Below are 21,220 nucleotides of genomic sequence, written 5' to 3'. Positions count from 1 at the left end.
TTTTTTAAGTAAAGGGATACACACTATGCTAAAAATGATTAGAGCTACATTATCTTCGTTGATTATTCTCGGCGGTATTTCATTAGCACATGCGGAAACACAATATGTGACGGAAAATTTGAACACCTATCTACGCAAAGGTGCAGGAGATAATTTTAAAATTGCAGGTGCAATCCAAGCCGGTGAACAAGTGACCGTACTTAACCGCCAAGAAAAATATAGTCTGATTCGAGACAGTCGGAACCGTGAAGCCTGGATTTTAAACAGTGAACTAACTTCATCACCAAGCAGTAAAGATGAAAACCCAAAACTTAAAGCTCAAATACAAGAATTAACGACTAAGCTAAACCGAATTGATTCTGATTGGCAACAACGCACAGAAGAAATGAAACGCCGCAGTGATGACAGTAATCAAAAAAGCAGCCAATTATTAGAAGAAAACTCACAACTTAAACGCGAATTAGAAATTACTAAAAACAAAAATCGTGATTTAGAGGCCTTGCTTGATGCGGGTAAGAGAGAAATTGCCATTCAGTGGTTTATTTACGGTGGTTCGGTTTTAGGCGTCGGCTTATTACTTGGATTAATCATTCCGGTAATTATGCCGAAACGTCGTCGTAACGATGGCTGGTCTTAGAATAAAATAGAGATGGGCAATAATACCCATTCTTTTTATTTCGGAAAAATATATGAACATCTATTTAGTCGGTGGCGCCGTACGCGACCAATTACTTCATCTACCGGTTAAAGATCGAGACTGGCTTGTTGTGGGCTCAACACCTGATGAACTTCTTTCACTCGGCTATTTACAGGTCGGCAAAGATTTCCCCGTTTTTATTCATCCGGAAACCCACGAAGAATATGCATTAGCTCGTACTGAGAAAAAATCAGGTTCAGGGTATACCGGATTTATCTGCGACTTTTCTCCTGATATAACCTTGGAAGATGACTTAATCCGGCGTGATTTGACAATTAATGCTATTGCACAGGATAAAAACGGTAAGTTATATGATCCTTATCATGGCATTGAGGATCTAAACAACCGCCTCTTACGCCACATATCCCCATCGTTTGAGGAAGATCCATTGCGGGTTTTACGAGTTGCTCGATTTGCCGCTAAATTTTATCATTTAGGATTTGCTATTGCCCCCGAAACGCTTGAATTAATGAAGAAATTATCTACTCAGGGGGAATTACAGCATTTAACGGCAGAACGTGTCTGGCTGGAAACTGAAAAAGCATTAATGACAGAAAATCCTGAAATCTACTTTCAGACATTGCTTAAAATTGATGCTCTACCTGCACTCATGCCGGAACTTGCAACTATATCAGTTGAAAATTTTCAATATGCTATGACCGCATTAAAAAATGCCGTAAGCTTAATAAAAAATATGGACTGCAATAAAAGTGCGGTATGTTTCGCTACAATTTTTCTTGGCATCATTTACGTTAACCCTTCGCACATGACTCAAAAACAGCAGGAGCAAGACAACCATCAAAAAAATATTACTCCGTGTTTATTTGAGAAATTAAAGGTCCCGGCTTATCATAAAGAACTTGCAATATTAGCGGGTAAATATCATATATATATTCATAATGCATTCAATCTTAAATCACACACTATTATAGACCTATTTAATAAATGGGACGTATGGCGAAAACCACAACGCTTTTTAGAATTACTTATCGTTTGCGCTGCACATTATAGTGCGCAATCAAAAAACCAACCGACCTACCCGCAAAAAAGTTACCTTTTGGGGTTATATCAAAAAGCAATGACAATTGATGTTAAAAATATTGTGAGTGCGGGATTTAAAAAAACAGAAATCCGAAATGAATTAACCCGTCAGAGAATTTCAGCCGTCGAGAAAATAAAAAATTGTTATCCTTGATATAAAGAGACTCGCTATTATTCACGTTAAATTCTTAGAGCGTTTTAAGAAAAAACTGTCACGCTATTTTTCAACAAGCGATGCGTTCCGTATTATAAAAAACCCAAAAACCCCGGCTCATTTCTGAACCGGGGTTTCTTTATCGCTACCTGGCGGTGCCCTACTCTCACATGGGAATATCCCACACTACCATCGGCATTACGGCGTTTCACTTCTGAGTTCGGCATGGGGTCAGGTGGGACCACCGCACTGTCGCCGCCAAGATAATTCTGTTGTTCTCCGCTTATCCGCAACGCCTCTACCTCTCGATAGCCCGCGCCGCTTCCTTTAAAATTCGAAACAAGCCGAAAACATTTGAGCGTTGTATAGTTAAGCCTCTCGGGCAATTAGTATGGGTTAGCTCAACGTCTCGCAACGCTTACACATCCCACCTATCTACGTCGTCGTCTACAACAACCCTTACAGACCTAAAGTCTGGGAGAACTCATCTTAAGGCAAGTTTCGTGCTTAGATGCTTTCAGCACTTATCTCTCCCGCATGTAGCTACCCGGCAATGCGTCTGGCGACACAACCGGAACACCAGGGATGCGTCCACTCCGGTCCTCTCGTACTAGGAGCAGCCCCTTTCAATTCTCCTGCGCCCACGGCAGATAGGGACCGAACTGTCTCACGACGTTCTAAACCCAGCTCGCGTACCACTTTAAATGGCGAACAGCCATACCCTTGGGACCTACTTCAGCCCCAGGATGTGATGAGCCGACATCGAGGTGCCAAACACCGCCGTCGATATGAACTCTTGGGCGGTATCAGCCTGTTATCCCCGGAGTACCTTTTATCCGTTGAGCGATGGCCCTTCCATTCAGAACCACCGGATCACTATGACCTGCTTTCGCACCTGCTCGACTTGTCCGTCTCGCAGTTAAGCTTGCTTTTACCATTGCGCTAACCTGACGATGTCCGACCGTCATTAGCAAACCTTCGTGCTCCTCCGTTACTCTTTGGGAGGAGACCGCCCCAGTCAAACTACCCACCAGACACTGTCCGAGAGCGTGTTTTCACTCCTCGTTAGAACATCAAACGTTAAAGGGTGGTATTTCAAGAATGGCTCCACTGTCACTGGCGTGACCGCTTCAATGCCTCCCACCTATCCTACACATCAAAATTCAAGGTTCAGTGTCAAGCTATAGTAAAGGTTCACGGGGTCTTTCCGTCTAGCCGCGGGTACACCGCATCTTCACGGCGATTTCAATTTCACTGAGTCTCGGGTGGAGACAGCCTGGCCATCATTATGCCATTCGTGCAGGTCGGAACTTACCCGACAAGGAATTTCGCTACCTTAGGACCGTTATAGTTACGGCCGCCGTTTACCGGGGCTTCGATCAGGTGCTTCTCTTGCGATTACACCATCAATTAACCTTCCGGCACCGGGCAGGCATCACACCCTATACTTCCACTTTCGTGTTTGCAGAGTGCTGTGTTTTTAATAAACAGTTGCAGCCAGCGGGTCACTTCGACCGGTTCAACCTTCAAGAGTCTATCTCTACAATTTATCCCGGCGCACCTTCTCCCGAAGTTACGGTGCTATTTTGCCTAGTTCCTTCACCCGAGTTCTCTCAAGCGCCTGAGTATTCTCTACCTGACCACCTGTGTCGGTTTATAGTACGGTTCAGATAAACCTGAAGCTTAGCGGCTTTTCCTGGAAGCATGGTATCGGTTACTTCGGCTCCTTAGAGCCTCGTCATCACTTCTCGGTGTTATTAAAGAGTCCGGATTTGCCTAAACTCTCCACCTACCGGCTTAAACAGACATCCAACCGTCTGATAACCTAACCTTCTCCGTCCCCGCATCGCAGTTTATCCAAGTACGGGAATATTAACCCGTTTCCCATCGACTACGCTTTTCAGCCTCGCCTTAGGGGCCGACTCACCCTGCCCCGATTAACGTTGGACAGGAACCCTTGGTCTTCCGGCGAACGGGTTTTTCACCCGTTTTATCGTTACTTATGTCAGCATTCGCACTTGTGATACGTCCAGCAAGCCTCTCGACTCACCTTCTTCCGCTTACACAACGCTCCCCTACCCAACAATGTCTCCATTGATGCCGCAGCTTCGGTGACTAGTTTTAGCCCCGTTACATCTTCCGCGCAGGCCGACTCGACTAGTGAGCTATTACGCTTTCTTTAAATGATGGCTGCTTCTAAGCCAACATCCTAGCTGTCTAAGCCTTCCCACTTCGTTTCCCACTTAACTAGTACTTCGGGACCTTAGCTGGCGGTCTGGGTTGTTTCCCTCTCCACGACGGACGTTAGCACCCGCCGTGTGTCTCCTGAGTATCACTCTTCGGTATTCGCAGTTTGCATCGGGTTGGTAATCCGGGATGGACCCCTAGCCGAAACAGTGCTCTACCCCCGAAGGTGTCCGCTCAAGGCTCTACCTAAATAGATTTCGGGGAGAACCAGCTATCTCCCGGTTTGATTGGCCTTTCACCCCCAGCCACAGGTCATCCGCTAATTTTTCAACATTAGTCGGTTCGGTCCTCCAGTTAGTGTTACCCAACCTTCAACCTGCCCATGGCTAGATCACCGGGTTTCGGGTCTATACCTTGCAACTCCACGCCCAGTTAAGACTCGGTTTCCCTTCGGCTCCCCTATGCGGTTAACCTCGCTACAAAATATAAGTCGCTGACCCATTATACAAAAGGTACGCAGTCACCCCATCACTTAATCCCACTGCTTCTTTTGAAGGTTTGACTCGCTTCGCTCGTCTTACCATCATTAACGTGCGGTTAATTTCCATCACTTTCCAATTGGATTAAGTGATGGGGCTCCCACTGCTTGTACGTACAGGGTTTCAGGTTCTCTTTCACTCCCCTCGCCGGGGTTCTTTTCGCCTTTCCCTCACGGTACTGGTTCACTATCGGTCAATCAGGAGTATTTAGCCTTGGAGGATGGGCCCCCCTTCTTCAGACAGGATTCCTCGTGTCCCGCCCTACTTCTCGTCAGCTCAGTACCACCGCTCAGACTTCGAGTACGGGGCTGTCACCCTCTGTCGCTTGGCTTCCCAGCCAATTCCTCTGTCTATGCCGCTATCACTGACCGGCTGCTCCGCTTTCGCTCGCCGCTACTCACGGAATCTCGGTTGATTTCTTTTCCTCGGGGTACTTAGATGTTTCAGTTCTCCCGGTTCGCCTTTCATTACTATGGATTCATAATGAAATGATGGATTCTTCATCCATCGGGTTTCCCCATTCGGACATCTCGGATTAAACGCCTCTTATCGGCTCATCCGAGCTTTTCGCAGATTAGCACGTCCTTCTTCGCCTCTGATTGCCAAGGCATCCGCCCTGTACGCTTAGTCGCTTAACTATACAACCTCAAATGTTCTCTTTACTGTCTTTTGCAAGAAAGTGCCTTCAATTTGAAGTCGGTTTTTTAAACTAAACACTTGACTGCTTTTGTTCAGTCAAGATTTTTACTACTCAGACTTTCTTTCGAAAATCTCTTCAGTTTTTCAGCTTGTTTCCAATTTTTTAAAGAACAATAAGATAAACCCTAACTTGCGTTAGACGAAATCATCTTTAATTGGCGTCCCCACGGGGATTCGAACCCCGGTTACCGCCGTGAAAGGGCGATGTCCTAGGCCTCTAGACGATGGGGACAACAGCTAAAGATAATCTCTTTGTTGTCTTGCACTTCCGTTTCTTCGATTCTCATCTCGTCGCTCGACCTAGTAAGCAACCAAAAGTGCGGTCTTTTCTCTCTACTTTTCATCAAACAATCTGTGTGAACACCGGTAATCCGTTCTTTAGTAAGGAGGTGATCCAACCGCAGGTTCCCCTACGGTTACCTTGTTACGACTTCACCCCAGTCATGAATCATACCGTGGTAAACGCCCCCCCTTTCGGTTAAGCTATCTACTTCTGGTACAACCCACTCCCATGGTGTGACGGGCGGTGTGTACAAGGCCCGGGAACGTATTCACCGCGACATGCTGATTCGCGATTACTAGCGATTCCGACTTCATGGAGTCGAGTTGCAGACTCCAATCCGGACTACGACGCACTTTCTGAGATTCACTCCCCCTCGCAGGCTCGTTTCCCTCTGTATACGCCATTGTAGCACGTGTGTAGCCCTACTCGTAAGGGCCATGATGACTTGACGTCATCCCCACCTTCCTCCGGTTTATCACCGGCAGTCTCCTTTGAGTTCCCATCTCTACATGCTGGCAACAAAGGATAAGGGTTGCGCTCGTTGCGGGACTTAACCCAACATTTCACAACACGAGCTGACGACAGCCATGCAGCACCTGTCTCTCAGTTCCCGAAGGCACTCCGATATCTCTACCGGATTCTGAGGATGTCAAGAGTAGGTAAGGTTCTTCGCGTTGCATCGAATTAAACCACATGCTCCACCGCTTGTGCGGGCCCCCGTCAATTCATTTGAGTTTTAACCTTGCGGCCGTACTCCCCAGGCGGTCGATTTATCACGTTAGCTTCGGGCACCAGGCTTATCGCCCAATCCCCAAATCGACAGCGTTTACAGCGTGGACTACCAGGGTATCTAATCCTGTTTGCTCCCCACGCTTTCGCACATGAGCGTCAGTACGTTCCCAAGGGGCTGCCTTCGCCTTCGGTATTCCTCCACATCTCTACGCATTTCACCGCTACACGTGGAATTCTACCCCTCCCTAAAGTACTCTAGCTACCCAGTCTGAAATGCAGTTCCCAGGTTAAGCCCGGGGATTTCACATCTCACTTAAATAGCCGCCTGCGTGCCCTTTACGCCCAGTTATTCCGATTAACGCTCGCACCCTCCGTATTACCGCGGCTGCTGGCACGGAGTTAGCCGGTGCTTCTTCTGTGGCTAACGTCAATCGAATAAGCTGTTAACTTATTCGCCTTCCTCACCACCGAAAGAACTTTACAACCCGAAGGCCTTCTTCATTCACGCGGCATGGCTGCGTCAGGGTTGCCCCCATTGCGCAATATTCCCCACTGCTGCCTCCCGTAGGAGTCTGGACCGTGTCTCAGTTCCAGTGTGGCTGGTCATCCTCTCAGACCAGCTAGAGATCGTCGGCTTGGTAGGCCTTTACCCCACCAACTACCTAATCCCACTTGGGCTCATCTTATGGCGGGCGGTCCGAAAATCCCACCCTTTAGTCCTTAGACATTACGCGGTATTAGCGACAGTTTCCCGTCGTTATCCCCCTCCATAAGCCAGATCCCCAAGCATTACTCACCCGTCCGCCACTCGTCAGCATGGAAAGCAAGCTTTCCACCCGTTACCGTTCGACTTGCATGTGTTAAGCCTGCCGCCAGCGTTCAATCTGAGCCATGATCAAACTCTTCAGTTCAAAAAGTTTTTTCGCTCAATATACTGACATTCATTAATGTATTAACTTCGGTCAGCACCTTAAGTCTTCATTTATTTTTTCTAAACGAATCTTTCCGGTGCCCACACAGATTGTCTGATAAATTGTTAAAGAGCAAAAAACAACGACGCACCGCTTGATTTGACTTCTTCACAACGGCGCGTCGTTGTGTGGGGCGTATTATAGGGCTTTTAGAATCCTTTGCAAGGGGTTTTTAGCAAAAAGTTCAAAATATTTTTCGTTCGTTTACAAATTAGTCAAAACCGTTAAAAATTCTGCAAAAATTGACCGCACTTTGTGCAATCTGCTCCCACAAATACTTTGCACTTCAAAAGTGCGGTCAAAATATCATGACTTTTGCGCCAACTTAGCCAGTAGTTTTTGGTGAATACCACCAAAACTACCATTTGACATCACGAGAATATGATCGCTTGGGTTTGCCTCTGCGACAATCATATCCACTAATTTATCTAAATCCGCCGTACAGCTTGCCGGTTGAATACAATTATTAGCAATATCCACTACTTCCCATGGGATATTGTCCGGTTGTAGCAGATAAACATGATCCGCTCGGACTAATGCCGGTGCGATTTCATCTTTATGATGCCCCATTTTCATTGTATTCGAACGTGGTTCCAATACGGCTAAAATGCGAACTCCGCCACCGATCTTATCACGAAGAGCCGTTAATGTTGCCTGAATTTCGGTAGGATGGTGGGCAAAGTCGTCATAAACAGTAATACCCTTCACTTCGCCTTTTACTTCTAAGCGACGTTTAGCATTAACGAAAGTTGTCAGTGCTTTAGCGGAATCTTCAATAGCAATACCGGCATGATGTGCTGCCGCAATCGCCATCAATGCGTTGTGCATATTATGTTGTCCAACAATATTCCATGTTACCTCAGTAATTTTTTCTCCGTGATGGAAAACGGCAAATTGTGAGCAATCATTAGTAATACGTTCCGCATACCATTCCTGCTCTTTACCGATAAATTGTTGGGCCGACCAGCATCCCATCGCCAAGGTTTCTTTTGCGCTGCTTTCCGCTGCGGTAGAAAGTACAAGCCCGCTTTGCGGCATGGTGCGTATCATATGATGAAATTGTCGTTGAATAGCTTTGAGATCATCAAAAATATCCGCGTGATCAAAACCGATATTATTAATAATTAAGGTCTTCGGGTTGTAATGCACGAACTTAGAGCGTTTATCAAAAAATGCAGTGTCGTACTCATCCGCTTCAATAACAAAATACTGACTGTCGCCTAAACGTGAGGAAACGCCAAAATTTCCCGAAATACCACCAATCAGAAAACCGGGCTTCAATCCGTTTTGATCCAAAATCCAACTCAGCATACCCGTTGTAGTGGTCTTTCCGTGGGTGCCCGACACGGCGAATACCCAACGGTTACGCAATAAATTATCATGCAGCCATTGAGGGCCCGAAGTGAACGGCAGTTGATTTTCCAGCATATATTCAATGCACGGATTACCGCGTTTCATTGCGTTTCCGACCAAAATCATATCCGGAACGGGTTGTAGCTGTTCTACGTCAAAATTCGGAATAATTTCAATACCGTGTTGCTCTAAAAAGGTGGACATGGGCGGGTAAACATTAATATCCGATCCTGTTACATGATACCCCAATTGTTTGGCTATGATGGCAACGCCGCCCATAAACGTTCCGCACACGCCTAAAATATGAATATGTTTTTGTGTCATTCGTTAACTCTTTTATTTTTAATAATTACAGTACAAAAAATGTGATCTGCATCTCATTGTTAAAGCTTTATTATTTACAATAATCTTGTATGGCTTATCATAATTCAACTCATTGACGGCGTCCACCGTAAAAACTGCGGTCAAAAAATGAATTATTTTTTAGAATTAATGCCCTTAATAATTAAGGGAGGAACATCCCCGTTTATCTTTTTATCTTTGTCCCTTTATTTTTTTATTGTTTATAAGGAATACAAAATGAAAACACTTGATGAATTTATCGTTGAAAAACAGGCCGAATATCCGAATGCTAAAGGGGCGTTAACCGGGATTTTGTCATCCATCCGCCTAGTTGCAAAAATTATCCACCGCGATATCAACCGCGCCGGTTTATCTAATGATATTTTAGGCTATGCCGGGAACCAAAACGTACAGGGCGAAAATCAAATGAAGTTGGATGTTTTTGCCAACGATACCTTTAAACGCGCATTAATGGCTCGCGAAGAAGTCGCCGGTTTCGCTTCGGAAGAAGAAGACGATTTTGTCGCCTTTGATACGGAACGAGGACGAAATGCACGTTATATTATTTTAACCGATCCGCTGGACGGTTCATCCAATATCGACGTCAACGTAGCGGTGGGAACTATTTTCTCTATTTATCGCCGTATTAGTCCTGTAGGTACGCCCGTCACCTTGGAAGATTTTATGCAGCCCGGACACAAACAGGTTGCGGCGGGTTATGTAGTTTACGGTTCGTCTACTATGTTGGTTTATACCACCGGTAACGGTGTAAACGGATTCACTTATGACCCGTCCTTAGGCGTATTCTGTATGTCTCATGAAAATCTACAAATTCCGTCGACCGGCAGAATTTATTCTATTAACGAAGGACAATATCTGAAATTCCCGATGGGCGTAAAAAAATACATCAAATACTGCCAAGAAGAAGACAAAGCGACGAATCGTCCTTATACATCCCGTTATATCGGTTCGTTAGTATCCGATTTCCATCGCAACATGTTAAAAGGCGGTATTTACATTTATCCGAATGCCACTAACTATCCTAACGGTAAATTGCGCTTACTGTATGAGGGTAATCCGATGGCATTCTTAGCAGAACAAGCCGGCGGATTAGCCAATGACGGTTACAATCGCATTTTAGATATTGAACCGCTCGAACTTCATCAACGTGTACCGTTTTTTGTCGGTTCGAAAGAAATGGTGAAAAAGGCTAATGAATTTATGCGCGATTATCCCGAGTAAACCGTTACGCATAATTTAACATCATACGAAAGTTCGGCGGATTTCATTGACGTTCCAATAGGGATTTCTTATGATAACCGCCGATTTATTATTCAATTCTGAAAGGGACATTATGAAAAAGACACCTCTTGCCATTCTTTGTAGCGTATTGGTTGCCTCTTCGTTTCTGACCGCTTGCGAAAAACTGGCAACGGCTAAACCTTATTCTCAACAGCCGGCACAACAGGCACCAAGCCAGCAGCAAGGTAATGTACTTCCTTTAACGGCGCCGGAAACACCTATCGAAGACGATCTGCCGGCACAGGATCCGTTACTGACGGCATTCAACCAGTCCGTAAAAATTGTAGCGACAGCGCGCACTATCGCACGGGATAAAAGTAAAGGAACCGGGTCTTTAGTCACTTACCAAATTAATAATACCAGTGCCAAGCCGATTCAAAGCGTAAAATGGACTACCGCATTTACCTCCGGTAATACGATTCTTTTTGATGAAAATATCGTGGCGGATTTCAGTAAAGAACCGCTTTCTGCTCAGCAAGATAAAAGCATTCAGGTTATGGATTATTTCAAATCCATGTCAAAAGAAGCGCAAACTGCATTAAGAGATCCGAAAAAACAAATTAACGTGATTATTGTTGCGCGCGAAATCAGTTTCAGTGATGGTTCGAAAATCATCGTTTCCGTTACGGAAGATGATACGCCGGCCAAACAATAATGGCCTGTCAAAGGTACAAGTACAAAAAAGCGCCGCTCTCGGCGCATTTTTTATAATCATTCCTATTTTTAAAGCGCAAAAAAGATCGTCCAAATCGGTAAACTCGCCGCAATGAACAACAGAATCATCAGTGCATTATACCCAAATTGAATTTTACGTAACACGTGCAACGCAATAATGCCCATCATCACTAAATGCAGCAGAAAATAAAACAAGACGGGATAAACATTTGAGGCATAATCCAATATCGTTAACGTAAAAATAACATTTAACGCCAATAAGATTGCCATGATAAAAGGCAGTAATGAAATAAATCCTTGCAAACGGTTACTTGATACCACCAGCAAAATATTTACTAAAATCACACCGACCAATGCCTGCGTAACAGGATTATACCGCAGCCAATCAGGAGAATCCAAAGCCAGCAAGTAACCGATATAGCTGATAATTCCCAACCCGGACACCCAAATACCGATTATTAAAAACTGACGAAATTGAATAATTAACGACACCATAAAACCCAAGGCGGCAATGCCTACAGGCAATAAATTTTCACCCGGTAACATCCAGCAACTTAATGCCAGCCACACCAGCCAAAATGCCCCCAGATACTGATTTGCCCTAATTAAACGAGAACGTTGTCCGTTACAGATTTGTCCCTTGATAAATACAATCAGCGCTAAAATTTCCGCCACAAAAATTCCGCTTCCGAACTGAGAAACGGCATAGATTTGTTTGCTGACCATAAATCCGTAATAATCCAGCAAAAAGAATAGAATGACCGGAAATGCCGACCAAAGTGCGGTCAAAAACGGTGACGTTTTTTCCTCAGACATAAATAAAAATTCCTTTGTGTTTATCAGGGGGGCTATTATGCAGAAATTAAAAAATAGCGTCAAATTCAACCGCACTTTAAAAGTGTGGCTGCCGACCTCATTATAGCATTAGACTTCCCCGTTAAATTTGTTTAGACTGTTACAAACTTTTTACATTATCTTATTGATACATTCTACGGAGAAATACATGGCACAGGATCAAGATCCTTGGGCGGCTCCAGGCAAAGGAAGCCGACCGTCCGACAACAAGCCCGCTAACGGTTCCAATGATGAGCCGAAGCAGCGCAATCAAGAACAATCCCCTCCCGATTTAGAAGAAGCATTTGCCAATTTACTGAAAAAATTAGGAGGCGGTAAAAAAGGTTCCGCACCACAACAAACCGGTCCGAGAAATTACGGTAAACTGCTGCCGATTGCGGTAGCCGTAGGGTTGACTGTCTGGGGATTAAGCGGTCTGTATACCGTGAAAGAAGCGGAACGCGGTGTGGTCACCCGCTTCGGTCAGTTACATTCCATTGTACAACCCGGCCTAAACTGGAAACCGACGTTTATTGATAAGGTCATTCCGGTTAACGTTGAACGCGTGCGCGAATTAAAAACCCAGGGTTCCATGCTGACTCAGGATGAAAACATGGTGAAAGTGGAACTCACCGTACAATATCGCGTTGTAGATCCGGCCAAATACAAATTCAGCGTCACCGATGCCGATAACAGCCTGGGACAGGCCACCGATAGCGCATTGCGTTATGTGGTCGGCCATATGACCATGGATGATATTCTGACTACGGGACGCGCCGTCGTTCGCGAAGATACCTGGAAAGCTTTAAATGCCATCATCAAGCCGTACGACATGGGCTTGGAAGTGATTGACGTCAACTTCCAGTCCGCCCGTCCGCCGGAAGAAGTTAAAGACGCTTTCGACGATGCAATCAAAGCACAGGAAGACGAACAACGTTATATCCGCGAAGCGGAAGCCTACGCCCGCGAGCGAGAACCGATTGCACGCGGTAACGCACAGAAAATTATTGAAGAAGCTACCGCATATAAAGATCAAATCGTATTGGACGCACAAGGCGAAGTGGAACGTTTCCAACGTTTATTACCCGAATTTAAAGCTTCCCCTGCCGTTACTAAAGAACGTTTATATATTCAAACCATGGAAAATCTGATGGCAAAAACGCCTAAAGTTATGATGGACGGCGGCAACAATTTGGCCGTTTTACCGATGGATCAGCTGTTACGCGGCAGACAGGCTACTCAATCTGCCCTACCACTAAATGAACAGCAACCCAACCAGCCGGCAAACCAAAGTGCGGTCAATTCTCAACCGATTTTAAAACAACCGGTAGAACAAATACAACGCGAACGTCATGGGAGATTTAACTAATGCGCAGATTTTTAACGCCAATTGCTATCCTATTGGCACTCGTGATTTATTCCAGCCTTATCGTGGTACAGGAGGGCAGTCGCGGCATCATGCTGCGTTTCGGCAAAGTTCAGCGCGATGCGGACAACAAGGTTGTAGTTTACGAACCCGGCTTACACTTCAAACTACCGTTTATCGACAGCTTGAAACTACTTGATGCACGAATTAAAACCCTGGACGGTCAACCAGATCGTTTCGTAACCGTGGAAAAAAAGGATTTGCTGGTAGATTCCTATGTTAAATGGCGAATCAGCGATTTCGGCAGATTTTATACCGCAACCGGCGGCGGCGATTATACGCAGGCCTCCAATCTGCTAAAACGTAAAGTCAACGATCGTCTGCGCTCGGAAACCGGTTCGCGCACCATTAAAGACATCGTATCCGGTACTCGCGGCGAATTAATGGAAGGCGCGAAAAAAGCGTTAAATTCCGGCCCGGACAGCACCGCCGAACTGGGTATTGAAGTGATTGATGTACGCATCAAACAAATCAATATGCCGGATGAAGTCTCTTCTTCTATTTATCAGCGTATGCGTGCGGAACGTGATGCCGTCGCCCGCGAACACCGTTCGCAAGGTAAAGAAAAAGCGGCGTTTATTCAGGCGGACGTGGATCGCAAAGTCACGCTTATTACGGCAAATGCCAATAAAAAAGCACAGGCGTTACGCGGTGAAGGCGATGCCGCTGCGGCAAAACTTTACGCCAATGCTTTCGGTACGGAACCCGAATTCTACAGTTTTGTGCGCAGTCTGAAGGCTTACGAAAACAGCTTCGCCGGTTCGGATAATATGATGATCCTGAAACCGGACAGCGAATTTTTCCGCTTTATGCAGGCACCGAAAAAATAATCTTACAGCCCAATCACCCGATTGGGCTTTTCATTGGACATATCTATGAATCAATTTGAACTTGAACAACTACTCAATCAAAAACTTAATAGTTCGGTAATCGACGATTATGCTCCCAACGGATTACAGGTAGAAGGCAAGGCGGAAATCCGAAAAATTGTGACCGGGGTCACGGCAAGCCAAGCCTTAATCAACGCTGCGGTAGCACATAATGCAGATGCCGTATTGGTACATCACGGTTATTTCTGGAAAAACGAAAATCCCTGTATTCGAGGCATGAAAGGCAAACGAATTAAAACCCTGTTGGTCAACGATATTAATCTGTACGGCTATCACCTGCCTCTAGACATTCATCCTGAATTAGGCAATAACGCCCGCTTATCCTGTTTGCTCGGTATCAAAAATCTGCAACCGTTAGAATCAGCTACCGTCAGTATTCCGATGTGGGGTGAATTAAGCGAACCGGTTTCAATAAAACAATTCACTCAACGTATTACGGAGGTATTGGGACGCTCGCCTGTTGTTTGTAATTCGGAAGAACTCACGCAAAATCCACCGCACTTAATCCGTAAAATCGGCATTTGTACCGGCGGAGGACAAGGCTACATTGATTTGGCGGCGGCGCAAGGCTGTGATGCATTCGTCAGCGGCGAAATTTCCGAACAAACCGCCCACAGCGCCCGAGAGCAGGGCATTCATTATTTCGCCTGCGGTCATCACGCCACCGAACGTTACGGTATTCAGGCATTGGGCGAATGGTTGGCACGGCAATATTTCTTTGAGGTGGAATTTATCGATATTGAAAATCCGGCTTAGAATTCGACCGCACTTTTGTTTATCAAAACCGAAATAAAGTGCGGTCGTTTTTTCGCTGTTTTGTCTCCATGCACTAGTTATCCGCTTTGTAATCACCGGAATTTTCCTTTATACTAAGCGGAATTTTAACAAGCCGTTTAATCAACAAATAGGATTTAATTATGGGTTTCTTAACAGGTAAACGTATTTTGGTGACAGGTCTTGCCAGTAATCGCTCAATTGCATACGGCATCGCAAAAGCCTTGAAAGCACAGGGGGCGGAATTGGCTTTCACCTACTTAAACGAAAAATTACAACCGCGTGTAGAAGAATTCGCGAAAGAATTCGGTGCCGATATCGTGCTGCCGTTAGACGTAGCAACCGATGAAAGCATTAAAAACTGTTTTACCGAATTAAACAAAAAATGGGATAAATTCGACGGTTTCGTACACGCTATCGCATTCGCGCCCGGCGATCAATTAGACGGCGACTACGTAAACGCCGCTACGCGAGAAGGTTACCGCATCGCCCACGACATCAGCGCATACAGCTTCGTAGCCATGGCACAGGCGGCGCGTCCGTTTTTAAATGAAAATGCCTCTTTAGTCACATTAACTTACTTAGGGGCTGAACGTGCAATTCCTAACTATAACGTTATGTGCTTGGCAAAAGCTTCATTAGAAGCGGCAACCCGAGTGATGGCTGCGGATTTGGGTAAAGACGGCATTCGCGTCAACGCTATTTCCGCCGGTCCGATCCGCACGCTCGCGGCTTCCGGCATTAAGAACTTCAAGAAAATGCTTTCCGCATTTGAGAAAACCGCCGCATTACGCCGCACCGTCACCATTGACGACGTAGGTAATTCCGCCGCATTTTTATGCTCGGATCTAGCGTCCGGCGTAACCGGCGAAGTATTACATGTAGACGCCGGTTTCAGCATTACGGCAATGGGCGAATTAGGCGAAGAATAATTCGTTCCACTTTAAACCCGCAGGGACAGGTTTTATGCCTGTCCTTTAATATTTATAATCTTTAAACGAAAAATAATTCCTGTCTTTACAAAATATGTTTCAGAATAATCCTTTATTATCTCAATTAAAACAACAACTGCACGACAGCAAACCACATGTCGAAGGCGTAGTGAAAGGTACGGATAAAGCCTACGGTTTCTTGGAAACCGATAAGGAAACCTTTTTTATTGCGCCGCCGGCCATGAAAAAAGTGATGCACGGCGATAAAATCAAAGCGACAATCGAAACCATCGGTGATAAAAAACAGGCCGACCCGGAAGAATTAATCGAACCGATGTTAACCCGTTTTATTGCCAAAGTGCGGTTCAATAAAGACAAGAAATTGCAAGTTTTGGCGGATCACCCGAACATCAATCAACCGATCGGCGCGGCACAAACCAAAGCGGTAAAAGAAGAATTGCATGAAGGCGATTGGGTGGTCGCCACCTTAAAAACCCACCCGCTACGGGACGATCGTTTTTTCTATGCGCAAATTGTAGAATTTATCTGCCGGGCCGAGGACGAATTTGCGCCTTGGTGGGTCACTCTGGCACGTCACCAGCAATCCCGTTATCCCGTACAGGGGCAAGACAGCTATAAAATGCTCGACCCCCAAACTCGTAAAGATTTGACCGCCCTTCATTTCGTCACCATCGACAGCGAAAGCACACAGGATATGGATGACGCGCTTTATATCGAACCACTCGAACAAAACGGTGAACAAACGGGATGGAAACTGACCGTAGCAATTGCGGATCCTACCGCATATATTGCCGCTGATTCGCAAATTGAAAAAGATGCCCGTCAGCGCTGCTTCACCAATTATTTGCCCGGTTTTAACATTCCGATGCTGCCTCGCGAGCTTTCCGACGAACTCTGTTCGCTAATGGAAAATGAAACCCGTGCCGCGCTCGTGTGTCGTTTACAAACGGATTTGCAAGGCGAATTACAAGGTAAACCTGAATTTCTGCTTGCCGATGTACAATCTAAGGCAAAATTAGCTTACAACCGCGTTTCCGATTATTTAGAACAAGCGGAAGGCGCCTGGCAACCTGAAAACGAAACAACGAAACAACAAATTCATTGGTTGCACCGGTTTGCGTTAACCCGTATTAACTGGCGCAAAACCCACGGTTTGTTATTTAAAGAAAAACCGGATTACAGTTTCGTTTTGGCGGATAACGGTCACGTGCAGGAAATTAAAGCGGAATACCGTCGTATTGCCAATCAAATCGTGGAAGAGTCCATGATTGTCGCCAATATTTGCTGCGCACATTACCTGGCAGATAATGCCAAGACCGGGATTTTCAACACCCATGCCGGATTCGATAAAAAATTCCTGCCGAATGCTCACCATTTTTTAATGACGAATTTAAGTAATGCACAAAACCAGGATGAGTTGACGGTTCGTTATTCCGTAGAAAACTTAGCCACGCTGGAAGGTTATTGCCGGATGCGCCACGATATTGAACCCATTGATGGTGATTATTTAGAATTCCGCTTACGCCGCTTCCTCACCTTTGCGGAATTTAAATCGGAACTCGCGCCGCACTTCGGCTTGGGTTTAACGGGTTATGCCACATGGACGTCGCCAATCCGCAAATATTCCGATATGGTGAATCACCGTTTGATTAAAGCCTGTATTGCCGAGCAAGCATGCTTGAAGCCAAGCGATGACATTCTCACTCGCCTGCAGGAGGCGCGCAAACAAAACCGCATGGTGGAACGTGACATTGCCGATTGGCTGTATTGTCGCTATTTGGCGGACAAAGTGGAAAACAAGCCTGAATTCCAAGCGGAAGTTCAAGACTGCATGCGCGGCGGATTACGGGTTCAATTGCTGGAAAACGGCGCCAGCGTTTTTGTACCGGCATCCACCATTCATCCGAATAAAGAAGAAATTCAGGTGAATAGCGATGAGCTGGCGTTTTATATCAACGGCGAACGACGTTACAAAATCGGCGACATCGTGAATATTCAGTTAACAGAAGTCAAAGAAGAAACCCGTAGTTTAATCGGTAATTTAGTGTTATAAAAAATTCCCTTTCGTCGGAAAGGGAATTTCACTGGATGAACGCCGGGAGTTCAGCTGAAAAGTGCGGTCAAAAATTACTGAGTTTTTGAGCTTTGTTTTTCGAAGCCGCTTGCCGAAAGAATTCGAAAAAACGCTATTTTTTCCGACCGCACTTTTACCGTTAATACATTCCCTCGCGCTCCTCACGGGTGCTGATGAAAATATTTTTCACCTGCGTATAGGCCGCCAGCATCATTTTATGGGTTTCACGCCCGATACCGGAAGTCTTATAACCGCCGAACGGCGCGCCCGCCGGCAATCGGTTGTAACAGTTCACCCATACACGACCGGTTTCTAACGCCCGCGCCACACGTAACGCCCGATTAATATTATGCGTCCATACGGCACCGCCTAAACCGTATTCGCTATCATTCGCCATGTGAATCACATCCGCTTCGTCTTTGAACTTAATTACCACGGCGACCGGGCCGAAAATTTCTTCCTGCGCCACCCGTTTAGTGTTATCCGGCGCCAGAATTAAGGTGGGTTGGAAAAACTCACCTTTCGCCAACACCGGATCCGTCGCTTTTTCGCCGCCGATAATAATTTCGCAACCTTCTTCTTTGGCGATATCCACATATTTACTGATTACCTTAATTTGGTTGGAATTGACCTGAGCCCCCATTTGGGTATCGTCTTCCCAAGGCAAGCCGACTTTGACTTTTTTGAATTCCTCTTTCAACGCCGCAATAAATTTATCGTAAATATTTTCTTGTACGAAAATTCGCGAACCGGCACAGCAAACCTGACCTTGGTTAAACAAAATACCTTTTTGCGCGCCTTCCAATGCTTTATCAAACGGCATATCATCAAAGAAAATATTGGCCGATTTACCGCCCAATTCCAGCGTAGACGGAATCAACATTTCTGCCGCCGCCACCCCGATTTTACGACCGATTTCGGTTGAACCGGTGAACGCCAGTTTATTAAAGCCGGTGTGGTGTAGCATATATTCGCCGGATTTAGAGCCTTTGCCGGTAATCACATTAAACACGCCTTTCGGTAATAAGTGATTAATTTTCTGCGCCAAAGAAAGCAGGCTCAAAGACGTAGAAGAAGACGGGTGAATCACCACCGTACAACCTGCCGCCAATGCCGGCGCAATTTTCCATGCCGCCATCAGGAATGGGAAATTCCAAGGAATAATTTGTCCGACCACGCCAATCGGTTCGCGCAGAATCAGAGACAAATCTTCGTCGTCCAACTGATTGGCGCTGCCTTCCTCGGAACGAATCACCGCCGCAAAATAACGGAAATGATCCGCTGCCAACGGAATATCCGCCGCCCGTGTTTCACGAATCGGTTTGCCGTTATCCAGGGTTTCCTGCAAGGCGAATAATTCCGTATTGTCATCAATCACATCGGCGATTTTATTCAAAATTGCCGCCCGCTCCGCCGCACTGGTATGGCGCCAGGATTTAAAAGCCTCCTGCGCGGCAGTTACCGCCGCATCGACATCGGCATCCGTTGCGTCAATAAAAGTCGCCAGTTCCGTCCCGTTTGCAGGGTTATGCGCCGTTAAAGTTTTACCTTCGGAACCATCGGTCCACTCACCGTTAATCAATAAACCGTAATGTTTATCAAATACATTAAGATCTTTCGTCATATTCGCTCTCCTTTTACTAACGTTGCGGTTAAAAACTGTTACGTTTACCTTGCTCTTAACACCGGTCGGTGTCCATCGTTTGATTGGAGCTTAGCTATTTGAACATAAAATCATTTATAAAAATGAGAGCCAGATCACAATTCCATTAATTTATTTACATTTTTTTAACAAAAGTGCAGTTAAAAACATCTTGATTTTCAACCGCACTTTTTGATTTTTAAACCGTTTTTAACTGAGCAGCCGTTGTACCAGCGCAGTATAAATACTCACACCGTTCAGCAATTGGTCTTCATCGAAATCAAACTCCGCCTCATGGTGGCCGGCCGTACGGTTCGCACCCAGCACAAAATAGATCGCTTTGCCGCCTCGTTCCTGCACCCGTCTGCCTAAAACCGTTGCATCTTCACTGGCGTTAAAGGCGTAATTTGCGTCGGCATTATGTACTTTAGGGTGGGCAAGAACGATTTCTTCCACCAGCCGTACCAATTCGGTATCGTTAATCATATCCACCGCTTCGCCCATGATTTCCGTTTCATACTCCACATCAAAACCGACGGCGATACCGTTGGCAATCTGCATAACCTGATCAGCCATATATTGATTGACGGCTTTGTTTTCGCCACGTACTTCAAGCTGAATTTCGGCTTTGGTCGGAATAACGTTTCGCCCTTCCCCCGCGTTCAGCACACCTACATTAATCCGTGTCATTCCTTCGCCGTGGCGGCTGATTCCGTGTAGCTGGGTAACGGCGTGCGCGGCGGCAAGCAGAGCATTACGTCCTAAATGGGGAGCGGCTCCCGCATGTGCCGGTTTGCCTTGATAACGGATATCGATCTTAGTAGTGGAAAGGAAATTTTTCGGATTGGAAATCACCGTACCGCTGTCCGCGCAAAAACCGATATGCGAAGCGGCGAAATAGTCGGCATCGTCAATTACCCCGCTTGCAGCAATTGCCGCTGCGCCGCGCACGCCTTCTTCCGCAGGCTGAAACACGATTTTCACTTTACCGCTGAGCTTATCCTTATTTTGCGACAGCCACAGTGCCGTACCTAAACCGATAGTGATATGTCCGTCGTGCCCGCAGGCATGCATAAAACCGTCGTTAAGGGAAGCAAAGCCTTCTTTATTCGGAATATGCTCCGCTGCTTTGGTTTCGGCTACGTTTACACAATCAATATCGAAACGCAACGCCACGGTTTTCCCCGGTTTTCCCGAATCCAATATCGCCACACAGCCGGTGTAACCGCCCATTTTATCCAGCCATTTTTGGTTGGCACCGTATGCGACGGCATTTGCCAGCCCCTTTTCCACAACGGCTTGTTGACGACCGCGTACAAAATCACGATTAATAATTTGATTGCCGAACAGAATCTCAAATCCCATTTGTTCTAAATAATCGGCAATGCGCGAAGTCGTCCAAAACTCCGTCCAGCCAGTTTCCGGAAAGCGGTGAAATTCTCTACGCCATTGTACGAGTTGTTGTTGAGTTAATTCCATAATATGCTCCTTCTGATGATATTTGCTGTCCTTACCATATGTAGTATTCGGACAAGCGTATATTTACCGTAAGACGGAAATGGTATCCGGACGCCTCCTTAATTTGTTTAAGGCGCTATTTTTCGTATCGGTTTTACCCGAAACATCAGTTTGTTTTCAAATTGAGGACCACC

At 45.8% G+C, this 21,220-nt stretch carries 13 protein-coding genes, 1 tRNA gene and 3 rRNA genes; 9 read left to right on the top strand and 8 right to left on the bottom strand.

What is annotated here, in order from left to right; all coding sequences use genetic code 11:
* Nucleotides 1-25 precede the first annotated feature (25 nt).
* The gene (locus ASUC_RS05635; RefSeq protein WP_012072819.1) at nucleotides 26-637 is read left to right on the top strand and encodes a TIGR04211 family SH3 domain-containing protein; all 612 of its coding nucleotides are present in this window, start codon (nucleotides 26-28) and stop codon (nucleotides 635-637) included.
* A gap of 52 nt (nucleotides 638-689) precedes the next feature.
* Entirely contained in the window at nucleotides 690-1,892 is a 1,203-nt protein-coding gene (locus tag ASUC_RS05630) for a multifunctional CCA addition/repair protein (protein ID WP_012072818.1), read from the top strand.
* Between the two features lie 147 nt (nucleotides 1,893-2,039).
* Here the strand turns inward: ASUC_RS05630 and rrf are convergent.
* From rrf to mpl, 5 genes are all read right to left on the bottom strand, one after another.
* Nucleotides 2,040-2,155 (bottom strand): 5S ribosomal RNA (gene rrf / locus ASUC_RS05625).
* Nucleotides 2,156-2,257: 102 nt separating this feature from the next.
* Nucleotides 2,258-5,256, bottom strand: a 23S ribosomal RNA gene (locus ASUC_RS05620).
* Between the two features lie 217 nt (nucleotides 5,257-5,473).
* Nucleotides 5,474-5,549 (bottom strand) — tRNA-Glu (locus ASUC_RS05615).
* Between the two features lie 150 nt (nucleotides 5,550-5,699).
* Nucleotides 5,700-7,243, bottom strand: a 16S ribosomal RNA gene (locus tag ASUC_RS05610).
* Together the 16S, 23S and 5S rRNA genes with 1 tRNA gene alongside form the textbook arrangement of a ribosomal RNA operon.
* A 366-nt stretch (nucleotides 7,244-7,609) precedes the next feature.
* Nucleotides 7,610-8,980, bottom strand: coding sequence for a UDP-N-acetylmuramate:L-alanyl-gamma-D-glutamyl-meso-diaminopimelate ligase (gene mpl, locus ASUC_RS05605; RefSeq protein ID WP_012072817.1), 1,371 nt, complete (start codon nucleotides 8,978-8,980; stop codon nucleotides 7,610-7,612).
* A 255-nt stretch (nucleotides 8,981-9,235) separates the two neighbouring features.
* Here mpl and fbp point away from each other — a divergent pair, with 255 nt between their 5' ends.
* Nucleotides 9,236-10,240 (top strand): class 1 fructose-bisphosphatase, encoded by a 1,005-nt coding sequence (gene fbp / locus ASUC_RS05600; RefSeq protein WP_012072816.1) that lies wholly within the window; start codon nucleotides 9,236-9,238, stop codon nucleotides 10,238-10,240.
* Nucleotides 10,241-10,352: 112 nt separating this feature from the next.
* Nucleotides 10,353-10,955 carry a hypothetical protein gene (locus tag ASUC_RS05595; protein ID WP_143228887.1) on the top strand — a complete coding sequence of 201 codons (603 nt, stop codon included), beginning with the start codon at nucleotides 10,353-10,355 and terminating at the stop codon, nucleotides 10,953-10,955.
* 68 nt (nucleotides 10,956-11,023) lie between these two features.
* On the opposite strand, the gene ASUC_RS05590 is transcribed toward ASUC_RS05595, so the two are convergent.
* The gene (locus ASUC_RS05590; protein WP_012072814.1) at nucleotides 11,024-11,791 is read right to left on the bottom strand and encodes a hypothetical protein; all 768 of its coding nucleotides are present in this window, start codon (nucleotides 11,789-11,791) and stop codon (nucleotides 11,024-11,026) included.
* 187 nt (nucleotides 11,792-11,978) lie between these two features.
* Here ASUC_RS05590 and hflK point away from each other — a divergent pair, with 187 nt between their 5' ends.
* The 5 genes from hflK (at nucleotide 11,979) to rnb (ending at nucleotide 17,905) form a co-directional block, all read left to right on the top strand.
* On the top strand, nucleotides 11,979-13,178 hold the full coding sequence (hflK, locus tag ASUC_RS05585) for an FtsH protease activity modulator HflK (protein ID WP_012072813.1): 1,200 nt from the start codon (nucleotides 11,979-11,981) through the stop codon (nucleotides 13,176-13,178).
* The gene (gene hflC / locus ASUC_RS05580; RefSeq protein ID WP_012072812.1) at nucleotides 13,178-14,065 is read left to right on the top strand and encodes a protease modulator HflC; all 888 of its coding nucleotides are present in this window, start codon (nucleotides 13,178-13,180) and stop codon (nucleotides 14,063-14,065) included. Before hflK ends, hflC begins: the two co-directional genes overlap by 1 nt.
* Nucleotides 14,066-14,110: 45 nt before the next feature.
* A complete protein-coding gene (locus tag ASUC_RS05575; protein ID WP_012072811.1) occupies nucleotides 14,111-14,881 on the top strand; it encodes a Nif3-like dinuclear metal center hexameric protein in 771 nt (256 codons plus the stop codon).
* Nucleotides 14,882-15,042: 161 nt separating this feature from the next.
* Nucleotides 15,043-15,831 (top strand): enoyl-ACP reductase FabI, encoded by a 789-nt coding sequence (locus tag ASUC_RS05570; RefSeq protein ID WP_012072810.1) that lies wholly within the window; start codon nucleotides 15,043-15,045, stop codon nucleotides 15,829-15,831.
* 94 nt (nucleotides 15,832-15,925) lie between these two features.
* Complete coding sequence (gene rnb, locus ASUC_RS05565) at nucleotides 15,926-17,905, top strand: exoribonuclease II (RefSeq protein ID WP_012072809.1); 1,980 nt, start codon at nucleotides 15,926-15,928, stop codon at nucleotides 17,903-17,905.
* Between the two features lie 160 nt (nucleotides 17,906-18,065).
* Here rnb and ASUC_RS05560 read toward each other — a convergent pair whose 3' ends face one another.
* The gene (locus ASUC_RS05560; RefSeq protein WP_012072808.1) at nucleotides 18,066-19,550 is read right to left on the bottom strand and encodes an aldehyde dehydrogenase family protein; all 1,485 of its coding nucleotides are present in this window, start codon (nucleotides 19,548-19,550) and stop codon (nucleotides 18,066-18,068) included.
* Nucleotides 19,551-19,778: 228 nt separating this feature from the next.
* Nucleotides 19,779-21,047 carry a M20 family metallo-hydrolase gene (locus ASUC_RS05555; RefSeq protein WP_012072807.1) on the bottom strand — a complete coding sequence of 423 codons (1,269 nt, stop codon included), beginning with the start codon at nucleotides 21,045-21,047 and terminating at the stop codon, nucleotides 19,779-19,781.
* Between the last annotated feature and the right edge of the window lie 173 nt (nucleotides 21,048-21,220).

It is taken from the genome of Actinobacillus succinogenes 130Z (genome assembly GCF_000017245.1).
In the GTDB taxonomy this organism is placed as follows: domain Bacteria; phylum Pseudomonadota; class Gammaproteobacteria; order Enterobacterales; family Pasteurellaceae; genus Exercitatus; species Exercitatus succinogenes.
The sequence above is the reverse complement of the archived record's forward strand: the minus strand, read 5'-3'. Positions and strand labels throughout refer to the sequence as shown.

Coding starts and splice junctions, on each gene's coding strand:
- ASUC_RS05560 (WP_012072808.1), bottom strand. CDS start 19,550: ATGACGAAAGATCTTAATGTATTTGATAAACATTACGGTTTATTGATT.
- fbp (WP_012072816.1), top strand. CDS start 9,236: ATGAAAACACTTGATGAATTTATCGTTGAAAAACAGGCCGAATATCCG.
- ASUC_RS05630 (WP_012072818.1), top strand. CDS start 690: ATGAACATCTATTTAGTCGGTGGCGCCGTACGCGACCAATTACTTCAT.
- ASUC_RS05590 (WP_012072814.1), bottom strand. CDS start 11,791: ATGTCTGAGGAAAAAACGTCACCGTTTTTGACCGCACTTTGGTCGGCA.
- ASUC_RS05555 (WP_012072807.1), bottom strand. CDS start 21,047: ATGGAATTAACTCAACAACAACTCGTACAATGGCGTAGAGAATTTCAC.
- mpl (WP_012072817.1), bottom strand. CDS start 8,980: ATGACACAAAAACATATTCATATTTTAGGCGTGTGCGGAACGTTTATG.
- ASUC_RS05635 (WP_012072819.1), top strand. CDS start 26: ATGCTAAAAATGATTAGAGCTACATTATCTTCGTTGATTATTCTCGGC.
- ASUC_RS05575 (WP_012072811.1), top strand. CDS start 14,111: ATGAATCAATTTGAACTTGAACAACTACTCAATCAAAAACTTAATAGT.
- rnb (WP_012072809.1), top strand. CDS start 15,926: ATGTTTCAGAATAATCCTTTATTATCTCAATTAAAACAACAACTGCAC.
- hflK (WP_012072813.1), top strand. CDS start 11,979: ATGGCACAGGATCAAGATCCTTGGGCGGCTCCAGGCAAAGGAAGCCGA.
- ASUC_RS05570 (WP_012072810.1), top strand. CDS start 15,043: ATGGGTTTCTTAACAGGTAAACGTATTTTGGTGACAGGTCTTGCCAGT.
- hflC (WP_012072812.1), top strand. CDS start 13,178: ATGCGCAGATTTTTAACGCCAATTGCTATCCTATTGGCACTCGTGATT.
- ASUC_RS05595 (WP_143228887.1), top strand. CDS start 10,353: ATGAAAAAGACACCTCTTGCCATTCTTTGTAGCGTATTGGTTGCCTCT.